Origin of the sequence: Rhizobium sp. RHZ01 (assembly GCF_014851595.1) — a bacterium.
GTDB classification, from domain to species: Bacteria; Pseudomonadota; Alphaproteobacteria; order Rhizobiales; family Rhizobiaceae; genus Rhizobium; species Rhizobium altiplani.
The window spans coordinates 105,421-116,506 of record NZ_JACUZZ010000020.1 but is presented as its reverse complement, the minus strand read 5'-3'; the positions used below and the strand labels follow the sequence as shown (position 1 = coordinate 116,506).

Annotated in this window: 13 protein-coding genes and 1 pseudogene; 3 read left to right on the top strand and 11 right to left on the bottom strand. The window is 60.4% G+C overall.

Going from position 1 to position 11,086, the window contains the following annotated elements:
* Positions 1 to 123 precede the first annotated feature (123 nt).
* Entirely contained in the window at positions 124 to 627 is a 504-nt protein-coding gene (locus IB248_RS20625; protein ID WP_029792475.1) for a GNAT family N-acetyltransferase, read from the bottom strand.
* 4 nt (positions 628 to 631) lie between these two features.
* A complete protein-coding gene (gene gatB / locus IB248_RS20620; RefSeq protein ID WP_018857008.1) occupies positions 632 to 2,134 on the bottom strand; it encodes an Asp-tRNA(Asn)/Glu-tRNA(Gln) amidotransferase subunit GatB in 1,503 nt (500 codons plus the stop codon).
* 139 nt (positions 2,135 to 2,273) lie between these two features.
* Here gatB and IB248_RS20615 point away from each other — a divergent pair.
* Positions 2,274 to 2,588: pseudogene (locus IB248_RS20615) on the top strand (DUF1294 domain-containing protein).
* Here IB248_RS20615 and IB248_RS20610 read toward each other — a convergent pair.
* Positions 2,580 to 3,086, bottom strand: a complete 507-nt coding sequence (locus IB248_RS20610) for a GNAT family N-acetyltransferase (RefSeq protein WP_026371764.1) — start codon at positions 3,084 to 3,086, stop codon at positions 2,580 to 2,582. The pseudogene IB248_RS20615 and the gene IB248_RS20610 sit on opposite strands and share 9 nt — an antisense overlap.
* A gap of 293 nt (positions 3,087 to 3,379) precedes the next feature.
* Here IB248_RS20610 and IB248_RS20605 point away from each other — a divergent pair, with 293 nt between their 5' ends.
* On the top strand, positions 3,380 to 3,637 hold the full coding sequence (locus IB248_RS20605) for a YjhX family toxin (RefSeq protein WP_007792755.1): 258 nt from the start codon (positions 3,380 to 3,382) through the stop codon (positions 3,635 to 3,637).
* A gap of 37 nt (positions 3,638 to 3,674) precedes the next feature.
* Here IB248_RS20605 and IB248_RS20600 read toward each other — a convergent pair whose 3' ends face one another.
* The 4 genes from IB248_RS20600 to IB248_RS20585 all read right to left on the bottom strand — a co-directional run bounded on the left by IB248_RS20600 (position 3,675) and on the right by IB248_RS20585 (position 6,726).
* Positions 3,675 to 3,950, bottom strand: coding sequence for a hypothetical protein (locus IB248_RS20600; RefSeq protein WP_018857011.1), 276 nt, complete (start codon positions 3,948 to 3,950; stop codon positions 3,675 to 3,677).
* A gap of 123 nt (positions 3,951 to 4,073) precedes the next feature.
* The gene (gene gatA / locus IB248_RS20595; RefSeq protein ID WP_018857012.1) at positions 4,074 to 5,555 is read right to left on the bottom strand and encodes an Asp-tRNA(Asn)/Glu-tRNA(Gln) amidotransferase subunit GatA; all 1,482 of its coding nucleotides are present in this window, start codon (positions 5,553 to 5,555) and stop codon (positions 4,074 to 4,076) included.
* Positions 5,556 to 5,609: 54 nt separating this feature from the next.
* Positions 5,610 to 5,897 (bottom strand): Asp-tRNA(Asn)/Glu-tRNA(Gln) amidotransferase subunit GatC, encoded by a 288-nt coding sequence (gene gatC / locus IB248_RS20590; RefSeq protein WP_018857013.1) that lies wholly within the window; start codon positions 5,895 to 5,897, stop codon positions 5,610 to 5,612.
* 124 nt (positions 5,898 to 6,021) lie between these two features.
* Complete coding sequence (locus IB248_RS20585) at positions 6,022 to 6,726, bottom strand: metal-dependent hydrolase (protein ID WP_018857014.1); 705 nt, start codon at positions 6,724 to 6,726, stop codon at positions 6,022 to 6,024.
* A 115-nt stretch (positions 6,727 to 6,841) separates the two neighbouring features.
* Here IB248_RS20585 and ruvX point away from each other — a divergent pair, with 115 nt between their 5' ends.
* Complete coding sequence (gene ruvX / locus IB248_RS20580; RefSeq protein WP_018857015.1) at positions 6,842 to 7,336, top strand: Holliday junction resolvase RuvX; 495 nt, start codon at positions 6,842 to 6,844, stop codon at positions 7,334 to 7,336.
* Here ruvX and IB248_RS20575 read toward each other — a convergent pair.
* From IB248_RS20575 to IB248_RS20560, 4 genes are all read right to left on the bottom strand, one after another.
* On the bottom strand, positions 7,273 to 7,605 hold the full coding sequence (locus IB248_RS20575) for a DUF6105 family protein (protein ID WP_018857016.1): 333 nt from the start codon (positions 7,603 to 7,605) through the stop codon (positions 7,273 to 7,275). The two genes, ruvX and IB248_RS20575, sit on opposite strands and share 64 nt — an antisense overlap.
* 292 nt (positions 7,606 to 7,897) lie before the next feature.
* Positions 7,898 to 8,560, bottom strand: coding sequence for a TetR/AcrR family transcriptional regulator (locus IB248_RS20570; RefSeq protein WP_018857018.1), 663 nt, complete (start codon positions 8,558 to 8,560; stop codon positions 7,898 to 7,900).
* 150 nt (positions 8,561 to 8,710) lie between these two features.
* Positions 8,711 to 9,328, bottom strand: coding sequence for a GNAT family N-acetyltransferase (locus tag IB248_RS20565; RefSeq protein ID WP_018857019.1), 618 nt, complete (start codon positions 9,326 to 9,328; stop codon positions 8,711 to 8,713).
* Positions 9,328 to 10,977, bottom strand: a complete 1,650-nt coding sequence (locus IB248_RS20560) for an acyl-CoA dehydrogenase family protein (RefSeq protein ID WP_018857020.1) — start codon at positions 10,975 to 10,977, stop codon at positions 9,328 to 9,330. Before IB248_RS20560 ends, IB248_RS20565 begins: the two co-directional genes overlap by 1 nt.
* Between the last annotated feature and the right edge of the window lie 109 nt (positions 10,978 to 11,086).

Here is an 11,086-nt window from a genome sequence, read left to right as displayed (position 1 = left end):
TTGGAGTTCGGCTCGAAGACGCGGCGTCGTGCGGGCGCTGCCGTGAAGAATACTTCCCATAATGCATCCTCTTCCTGACGACTCAGGTTCAATGATGCACCATCACACTCAGGGACTACACACCTAGCGCTGTTCGAGAAATTTTTCGAGGATCAGCGTCGGTATGCCGGATTGGCCCGGCCCGTCGTTTTCATTGCGGCCGACATCCTCGAAGCCGTGAGCATGGTAGAAAGCGATCGCCGCCTTGTTCCGCGGCTCGACCTCGAGGCGCATGATTTCGGCATCGGGAAAGCAGGTTTCCAACTCGGCAAAGATCTCCCGACCGATGCCCTGGCGATGCAGCGGCGGACGGACATAGAGCAGGTGCAGCATGACGGTTTTTGTCATCTCGTCGGACATGGCGGCATAACCGATGCCGCCGATGTCCTTGCCGTTGTCGGCAACGAGGAACTCCGCATTCTTCTTCGCCAGCCGCGCCTGAAGCGCAGCTGGCGAAAAAAGGTGAGCAATGATCTCATTCACCTTTGCTTCGCCGTAGAGGCCCGCGTAGGTTGCGCGAAAACCCTCATCTAGCAAAGTGCGCATCTTGCTGAGATCACCCTCGCTGGCAGTGCGCACGAAATACACGGTCTTACTCCTCGATGCCGAGCTTCGCTTTCACGAGAGCCTGGACGGCCTGCGGGTTGGCCTTGCCGCCGGTGGCCTTCATGACCTGACCAACGAACCATCCCGCAAGCGTTGGCTTGGCCTGGACCTTTGCGACCTGATCGGGGTTGGCGGCGATGATCTCGTCCACGGCCCGTTCGATCGCGCCGGTATCGGTCACCTGCTTCATGCCTCTGGTTTCGACGATCTCGGCCGGATCGCCACCCTCGTTCAGCACGATTTCGAACAGGTCCTTCGCGATCTTTCCGGAAATAGTCTCCGCTTTGATGAGGTCAATGATCGCACCAAGCTGAGCCGGCGAAACGGATGTTTCCTCGATGCTCTTGCCCGTGCGGTTCAGGGCGCCGAGCAGATCGTTGATGACCCAGTTGGCAGCCGTCTTGCCGTCGCGGCCTTCCGCCACGGCTTCGAAATAGTCGGCGATCGCCTTTTCCGAGACCAGGACGGAAGCATCGTAGATCGAAAGACCGAGTTCGCGCACGAAGCGCTCCTTCTTGTCATCAGGCAATTCCGGCAGGTCGGCTTCGAGCGCCTTGACGAAGGCATCGTCGAACTCCAGCGGCAGCAGGTCCGGATCCGGGAAGTAGCGGTAGTCGTGCGCATCTTCCTTGGAACGCATCGAACGCGTCTCGCCCTTGTTCGGGTCGAAGAGACGGGTCTCCTGCTCGATCTGCCCCCCGTCCTCAAGAACGCCGATCTGGCGCCGGGCTTCATATTCGATTGCCTGGCCAATGAAGCGGATGGAGTTGACGTTCTTGATCTCGCAACGCGTGCCGAAGCCTTCGCCCGGACGACGGACGGAGACGTTGACGTCAGCGCGCATCGAGCCTTCGTCCATGTTACCGTCGCAGGTGCCGAGATAGCGGACGATCGAGCGCAGCTTCGTCATGTAAGCCTTGGCTTCATCCGACGAGCGCATATCCGGCTTGGAGACGATCTCCATCAGCGCGACGCCCGAGCGGTTCAAGTCGACGTAGGACATGGTGGCATGCTGGTCGTGCAACGACTTGCCGGCGTCCTGCTCCAGATGCAGACGCTCGATGCCGATCTCGATATCCTCGAACTGACCCTGGCGATCGGGGCCGAGCGAGATGATGATCTTGCCCTCGCCGACGATCGGATCCTTGTACTGCGAGATCTGATAGCCCTGCGGCAGGTCGGGATAGAAGTAGTTCTTGCGATCAAACAGCGAGCGCTTGTTGATCTGCGCCTTCAGGCCCAGGCCAGTCCGGACGGCCTGCCTGACACATTCCTCGTTGATAACGGGCAACATGCCGGGCATGGCCGCATCGACGAGCGACACGTTGGAATTCTGCGGCTTGCCGAATTCCGTTGCTGCACCCGAGAACAGCTTCGAATTCGACAGCACCTGCGCATGGACTTCCATGCCGATGATGACTTCCCAATCGCCAGTGGCGCCGGGAATGAAGCGTTTCGGATCGGGCGTGCGAACGTCGACAATGGTCATTGAGATGCTCTTTTCAGGCTGTTCTGTTCAACTGGTGAGGTAACGGAAATGGCTTGCCGGTGCAAGGCTTTCGGCTATTCCGCGGCGGGGAGCCAACCGGTTTGGGCCGTGTTAACTCAATGTCGCTAGCGTGACCCGCATGATGGCAACCGATATCCTCAAGTTCATCGCGCTTTTCCTGGCACTGAATGCCTTCGTGTTCTCGATCTAATTCCTCGACAAGCAAGCCTCTCGCCACCATGGCACGCGGATCAGCGAGAGGACCTTGCTGACGCTTGCATTCGTCGGCGGCAGCCTCGGCGCTGTTTGCGCGCAACGGCTCCTGCGCCACAAGACCCGGAAGGAACCCTTCCGATCGAACCTCAGAGCGATCGTCGTCTTTCATGTGGTGGCCACGCTTCTGCTATCGGGCGCTCTCGGCTACTTCACGCTGGAAGGTCAGTTGCTAGACTAGCCCGTAAGTGCCATCGTCCGCAGATTCCAATGACTTTGACAGGCCGACGGACGGCACATCACGATCGAGCTTGGGATTGTAGGCAATTGATAGCCAATGAATTGCGTATCCATGCTTCTGGAAAAAGCTGATCGCTTCGGAGTTCCCTGAGTGCGTCTGCATCATCGCCGTATCGAACCCCTGCGCTGCGATGTCTTCTTCGATATTCTGCAAGAGTGCCGTTCCGAGACCATGACCGACAAAGGCAGGATCAATCCAGAAATCCGAAATCTTCTCGTCGAGGCTCTCGCGTGCTGCCCATCCTGCCGGATGTCCGTTCCATTCGATGACAGTGGCGGTGATCCAGCTACTTGCGACGAAATTGAAAAACGCACTTCGGGCGGCATCGACCATGGCATCTCCTTCGCCGATGGCCGCCATGGCCTTCTGCCAGGCTCTTACTCCGATCTCGCTCAAGAGCTCCGCTTCGTCTTCGCGGGCATTGCGAATATGGATCAACACTACCTCCGCGTTTCCACGAAAGTAAATCACCGAATCACCCCGTTCTCCAAGCCTTGCGTTTCGTGCGCGAGGCGCAGCAGAAAGATCCTCTATCGGTTGCAAATCTTGACGCGATGTCGCCTAGCCAGTATCAAGGCCGCATGTTGAATTCGTCTTCTCAGACCCGGTAGAGGCCCTGCCCGCAGGTTTTCCTTGCGGGCACGGGCCCGAAAAAAGCGAAGCCCTGACGCCTCTTCGGGCGCCAGATCGTTTTTGCGCGCCTTCATGGCGCAAGACCGGATCAACATTCCATGGATATTTCACGCACGGAGCAGCGCATCCTGCACCTATTGGCCCAAGGTGGCCGCATTGAAATCGAACGCGACGACAACCGGAAAATCGAGGCCGTAAAATGCTTCACTCGCGACGGCTGGGTCTATCCCGGCTTCGGCCTCGAGCTGTTTCGGAAACTGAAGCAGAAGCGGGCCATCAAATCGTCGGGCGGCAAGCCTTACCGGATCACCGAACGAGGACTGGTTCTCGTAAGAGCAGAACAGGACAACAGATAGCTGTCCAAGCCGCGCGTCGCATGGCGCGCGGCTCCCTTCAAAGGTGTTTGGAAAGCGCCGCCTTCATCACCGACCATTCTTCGGCAACCGTACCGCTTCCGCGGCGTTTGCCTGCGCGGCGATACCAATAATCGGCATTCCAGTCGTCGCCCTCGATGCGGTGGCAAATGGCATGCCCCCAGTCGAAAGGTGCCTCGCCCTCATGCGCCTGGCAGACTTCATGCACGGCTTGCCATTCAGGACCCACGGTGAAACCTGCCGCCGATAGGCGGTCGAATGCTTCGATCATCAGCGTGATATCTGACGCCGACATGAGCCTCCTCCTGGGTGTCACCAGCGATGGACAAACGCGAAATCCGCGACCCCTGAGGTAGCGGACTCAATCACCCGACAACGAAGCGGCCGCCTCTTGGGCGGCTGATACCGATGCGACTCGTTACCACCACTTGGCGGGCGTGAACTTGCCTGCGGCCTGTTCGATCACATGCGCCGTCTTGAAGAGCGTTTCTTCATCGAACGGCTTGCCGATCAGCTGCAGACCGAGCGGCAGGCCGCCATGGTCAAGACCGGCAGGAACGGCGATACCCGGCAGGCCGGCCATGTTCACCGTCACCGTGAAGATGTCGTTCAGGTACATCTTGACCGGATCGGAGGCGAGATTCTCATCGGCGACGCCGAAGGCGGACGAGGGGGTTGCGGGCGTCAGGATCGCGTCGACGCCGGCGTTGAACGCCAGTTCGAAGTCGCGCTTGATCAGCGTGCGGACCTTCTGGGCCTTGATGTAATAGGCGTCATAGTAGCCGGCCGAGAGGACGTAGGTACCGATCATGATGCGACGCTTGACTTCCTTGCCGAAGCCCGCTGCGCGCGTCTTTTCGTACATGTCGACGATGTCCTTGCCATCGACGCGCAGGCCGTAGCGGACGCCGTCATAGCGGGCGAGGTTCGACGAGGCTTCGGCCGGGGCGACGATGTAGTAGGCCGGCAGGGCATATTTGGTGTGCGGCAGCGAGATGTTGACGATCTCGGCGCCGGCGTCTTTCAGCCAGGCAATTCCCTGCTGCCAGAGCGTTTCGATTTCCTCCGGCATGCCATCGACACGGTACTCGTTCGGAATGCCGATCTTCATGCCCTTCAGCGACTGGCCGAGGGCTGCCTCATAGTCCGGAACCGGCAGATCGACGGAGGTCGTATCCTTGGGATCGACTGAGGCCATCGACTTCAGGAGGATTGCGGCGTCGCGCACATCGCGCGCGATCGGGCCAGCCTGATCGAGCGACGACGCGAAGGCCACCGTGCCCCAGCGCGAGCAGCGGCCGTAGGTCGGCTTGATGCCGACCGTGCCGGTGAAGGCTGCGGGCTGGCGGATCGACCCGCCGGTATCGGTTGCCGTGGCGCCGGCGCAGAGGTGAGCTGCAACGGCTGCTGCCGAGCCGCCGGAGGATCCGCCGGGCACCAGCTGCTGGTTGGAGCCGGCCGAACGCCAGGGGTTGATCACTGCGCCGTAGTAGGAGGTCTCGTTGGAGGAGCCCATCGCGAACTCGTCCATGTTGAGTTTGCCGAGCATCACGGCACCGTCGTCCCACAGGTTCTGGGTGACGGTCGACTCGTAATGCGGCTTGAAACCGTCGAGGATGTGGCTGCAGGCCTGCGTATGAATACCTTCGGTGGCGAACAGGTCCTTGATACCGAGCGGGATGCCTTCAAGCGCACCGCCCTTGCCGCTGGCAAGCCGCCCATCGGAGGCTTCGGCCATCTGCAGCGCCTTCTCCGGCGTAACCTTGACGTAGGCGTTGAGCTTGTCGTTGGCGGCCTCGATCGCCGAGATGTAGGCCTCGGTCAGTTCGGTCGCTTTGATCTCCTTGGCGCGCAGCTTCGTGCGGGCTTCGGCAATGGTCAGGCTGGTAAGTTCGCTCATGGTAATTCGCTTCAAATCTGGAATGGCAACGGGTTCGGAAAGCGGCGAAAAGCCTTATTCGACGACCTTGGGTACCAGGAAGAAATTCTGATCGGTAACGGGCGCATTCGAGACGATGTCGGCGGCCTTGTTGCCTTCGGTAACTTCGTCCGTGCGCTTCTTCATCTTCATCGGCGTGACCGATGTCATTGCCTCGACGCCTTCGACATCGACTTCGGAGAGCTGCTCGACAAAACCGAGGATACCATTCAACTCGCCAACCATGCGGTTTGCCTCTTCCTCCGAAACGGCAATACGGGCAAGGCGCGCTACGCGCTTAACGGTGGCAAAGTCGACGGACATGACATTCTCCGGATAGGATTTTTCCTACCCGCTATAAAGGCCATGCCCGCCACGTGCAACGGGCATGGCCTTTGGATTGTGTAGAATTCCGCGACCGAAGTCGACGCGGTTCAGCGGACCTCGACTAGAGAGAAAGGCTTTCGCCCGGCGTCGGCGTTTTCACCGCCGTCTTCGATCCATCCATGCCGGAGACGAACTTCTCGGGCGTCTGGTCGATGATCGGGAACGTGCCGTAGTGGCAGGGTATGGCGGTCTTGAAGTTAAAGTAACGCTGGCAGGCGAGAGCGGCAACCGCGCCGCCCATGGTGAATCGGTCGCCAACCGGCACGAATCCGATATCCGGCTGGTGCAGTTCGTTGATCAGCGCCATGTCGGAGAAGATGTCGGTATCGCCCATGGCAAGAATAGAAGCCTCCTCGTCGAAATGCAGCATCAGGCCGTTGGCATTGCCGAGCGCATGAGAGACGCCGTCCTCGGTGATCTGCGCGGACGAATGCAGCGCATTGGTGAAAGTCGCCGAAAAACCGTCGAACGAGATCGTGCCGCCGGTGTTGCCCGCTTCGATCTTCGTCAGGCCCTTCGAACCTAGCCAGGCGGCGAGATCGGCATTGGCGAGAACGACCGCACCGGTTTCCTTGGCAAGCGCAACCGAGTCGCCGACATGGTCGCCGTGACCGTGCGTCAGAAGAATATGCGTGACGCCGCGGGCAACATCCTTTGCAGCCTGCCCCGCAAAGGACGGATTGTGCGTGAGGAACGGATCCAGCAGGATTTTTGCCCTTCCGATCTCGATGCGGAAAGCAGAGTGACCAAGCCAAGTGATCTTCATGAAATTCTCCTTTATTGCCGATACAAAAGCCTGCTTTGCTCGTTATGGACATATCCGATGCCGCTACAAAGAAAAGCGGCACTGCTTCAAATTCTTTTGACGGGATGGAACGACGATGACGGTGCTGACGATCGAAGAACTGGCAACTGCGCTGCAGCCGGGACAGGCGATCGCGGGTCTCGATCTCGGCACGAAAACGATCGGGCTTTCGATGTCCGATCTCGGCCGGCGCTTTTCGACGCCGCGCCCTGTCATCAAGCGCGAGAAATTCACGATCGATGCGGCAACGTTGCTGGAATTTGCCGAGAAGGAGAAGGCCGCGGCCTTCGTCATCGGCCTGCCTATCAACATGGACGGATCGGCCGGGCCGCGCGTGCAGGCAACACGCGCCTTCGTGCGCAACATGGAGCAGAAGACCGCCTTGCCCTTCGTCTACTGGGACGAGCGTCTGTCGACGGTCGCTGCCGAGCGCGCGCTACTGGAAATGGACGTATCGCGCAGGCAGCGTGCCGAGCGCATCGACTCGGCGGCGGCAAGCTTCATTCTTCAAGGAGCGCTCGACAGGCTTTCCTTGCTCGGCAGAGCGGCATGGGACGATTTCGATGCGTGACGGGCACGCCACCATGCGGTGATCGCCTTACGCCGGCGGAACCCAATAATTGCGAAAACGACAAGACTGTCGACGACGATCGCACGGGCGACCAGCGGCGGAATGGTTTCCGGAGGAATGCCGAGCACCTTCCCATAAATCTCGAAGGTCAGGTCATGGACTTGCCTGCTGAGCATGAAGATACCGAAATTCATGTCGTAGTAAGAGAGCCAGTACCATCCCGCTAGGAAGACAATGGGACCGGCCCAGAAGATCAGGAACCACTTCATGCGGTCGTCTCTCGTTCTTTTCGAATGGATAGTCCCTCGTAAGACACCGCCCATATCGACAACGCCATCGAACCCAGAACCAGCGCCGGTACGGCAATATCCAGCGCAAGCACAGCGAAAAACATCATCACGGCAACAAGAAACGTGGCTCTCGCGATTTTGGTTCCCATGGTCCCAGACACCCAACATTTTGGACTGCCCAGCAACGTGACTTGTTAACCGCGAGAGCGCAACGTAAACCATTTGTTAAGGTTAACGCGTAACGGGACGCCTGTGGATGGCCGAACTCGCCTCAGCCGTAGACTCCGCGAACGATGCGCTTCAGGGCGGTCGCCGCCTTCTCCCAATCCCTCGGCGTTTTCAATGCGAGGCCCGCGCATTGATCGCTCGAGGACGCGGAAAGCACGAGATGCTGGATAGCTGCGATCAGAATCGCATTGACGGCCAGGACGTCGACACCCTTCGGCGGCGTCAGCGATCCGCGCATGCGATCGAGCCAGTTTGCCAAGGCCTTCGACCGCGCCTCCGAAAGCCGCCTCACCTGCTCGGTGTTTTCGGAAACTTCCCAGGCGACGATGCGGCGAACAAGCGGATCGTCTCGCAAGGCCTCGAGGAACAGCAGCGATAGCCGCTCCATCAGATCGCCGTAAGTCAGGAGAAACATGCCGCCGGTATCTTCGGGAATGCGATCCTTGACCCAGGTACCAAGATCCGCGCCGATCGCCTCCACCAGCCCGTTGAGGCCGCCATAGTAGCGGTAGATCAGCTGCTTGTCGCACCCCGCGCGGCGGGCAACGGCGTTGATGCCGAAATTCTGGAACCCCTCCTCCGCCAGCAGCGACTTGGCTGCCCAGAGGATCGCTTTCTCCGTCGCGCTTCGGTCGCGGATACGCTTTTCGGGTTCGACGACGACGCTGCCGACTACGGGCGCCAACACCATGGGATCATTGAGCATCAGGGATTCGGTCCGAATTGTCACTTTGCGGTGAGTAGCAACGCCGCTCGGACCCGGCAACGGACAGGCCGCTCAAAGATTGTGGACAGTTTGCTATGGGTGCAAACAGGTGAGCAGGTGTCACCGCTCAGCGACACAAGTGCTGTGCCCCTAGAGTTTCTGCCCAAACCAGACGGTCCGGTCGGAAGGCTCCACCAGCGGTGGAGCGAGGCGGGCGAAACCGCGAGAGCCCCAGAATCGTACCGCACCATGATTGCTCGCGCTGGCTCCGAGGTGGACACCCTCCACGCCTGCCTCCAGCGCATCGGCAAACCATCGATCGAGCAGCTTGGTGCCCATCCCCTGTCCCTGTAATCGCGGCAGGAGGTTCATGTGGATGTGGGCCGGAAAGGATTCGACCAGCGCTGCAGGCGCATGCGCCGGGTGATGGATTGTGGCAATGCGCTTCTGATCCGCGTCCCAGCCGGCAGAATCGCCCTGCGGGTCGGCGTAAACCTTGCGAAGCGCCGGCCACCACTCGCGCTCCAGCCGCTCCTCGAAGGAACGCGTGTCGTGAACGCCGACGATATACCCGGCCACGCCCTCAGAATCTTCCGCCACTAAAGCGGTTTCCGGACTGAGCAAGACGTAAGGCGCAGCATAGATGTGTCCGATCAGCTTGCCGTCGCGATGCAATCTGGTCGCATCGCCGCCAGCATCGCCCGTCACCAGCGATATCAGATAGATCTGCTCGAGATCATCGGTGCGGATGGGACGCAGCGCTGTCATCAGCTTGCCGGCGGATAAAGAAGATCGACGATGTAGCTGGCGTCGAAACGTGAATCCAGCATGCCATAGGTCGAGCGCCAGCCGCCCGCGAGGCGGGTCTCGATGAAGGCATCGGCGATCCGCCCCGCCCCAAGGCGATAAAGCTCGGCGGCGCCGGCGGCGAGCGCCAACTGCTCGACCAGGAGGCGCGCAGCGCCCTCGTCCCGCTCGCAGAGCGCCATGGCGGCGCGCAGCACATCAATCGTCTTCTTCCCGGCCGGGCCGAGATCGCGCGCGAGCCCGGCAAACACCGTCTCGAAGAGATCCTTGCCGCGGTTCAGAATGCGCAGCACGTCGAGCGCCATGACGTTGCCCGAGCCCTCCCAGATCGCATTGACCGGCGCTTCGCGATAATGACGAGCGATCGGGCGCTCCTCAATGTAGCCGCTGCCGCCGATGCACTCCATCGCCTCGTAGATCAATGGCGGCGCGATCTTGCAGCACCAGTATTTCGCAACCGGCGTCATGACACGCGCGTAGGCTGCTTCTTCAGCGCTGCCGCGCGCCTTGTCGAACGCATCGGCAAGGCGGAAGGACAGCGCTGTCGCCGCCGCCACATCGAGCGCCATATCGGCCAAGACGCGCGTCATGATCGGCTGGCTGACCAGCATCTTGCCGAAGACGCTGCGCCCACGGGTGTGGTGCACGGCTTCAGCCAGCGAGGCGCGCATAATGCCCGAGGAGGCCAGCGCGCAGTCGAGCCGCGTCAGTGTCACCATGTCGAGAATAGTGCGGATACCGCCATCCGGCGTACCGAGCAGAAATCCGAACGTATCGCTGAATTCAACTTCTGACGAAGCATTGGAGCGGTTGCCGACCTTGTCCTTCAGACGCTGGAAGTGCAGGCCGTTTGCCGAGCCATCTTCCAGCAGACGTGGAACGAGGAAGCATCCCATTCCATCCTTCGTCTGCGCCAGCATCACGAAGGCGTCGCTCATCGGCGCCGACATGAACCACTTGTGACCGGACAGACGGTAAATGCCTTCGCTGACCTTTTCCGCCGTCGTCGTGTTGGCGCGGACGTCAGTGCCGCCCTGCTTCTCGGTCATGCCCATGCCGATGGTCACGGCGGACTTCTGCATGGCCGGCTTGTTGGTGGAATCATATTTGCGCGACAGGATCTTCGGCGCCCAGTCCTTCTGCACGGCCGGCGAAGCCGACAGCGCCGCGACGGACGCACTCGTCATCGTCAGCGGGCACAGGTGACCGGATTCCAGCTGTGCGGTCAGGTAGAAGCGCGCTGCCCTGACCTTGTGCGCCTGGTTCTTCGCCTCGGTGTCCGCCTGCGGATCCCAGACCGACGAGTGGAGTCCCGATGCCATCGAACGGCGCATCAGCGCGTGCCACGCCGGGTGGAATTCGACGACATCGAGCCGCTCGCCGCGCGGACCGTGCGTGCGCAGCTGCGGCGTGCCCTGATTCGCCATGCGCGCCAGCTCCTGCGCTTCCGGCGAGGTCACGTACCGCCCCATATTGTCGAGGTCGTCGCGGATCCCACGCGGCAACGTGCCGGTCAGATCGACGATCAGCGGATCGGACCTGTAGGCATTGATGCCGGACCAAAGGCTCGGCTGGTTGAGTTCGGCAAGTTTCTCTTCGGCAGGCGTCATGAATCGCTTCTAGTGTAAGAGGCAGGCAAAGGGAAACCGGAAGTTATAATTTCCCTACCTCTGCAATAGTTGAATTCGGGTAAAATTGCAGGGGGAGACGGGCCTTTGC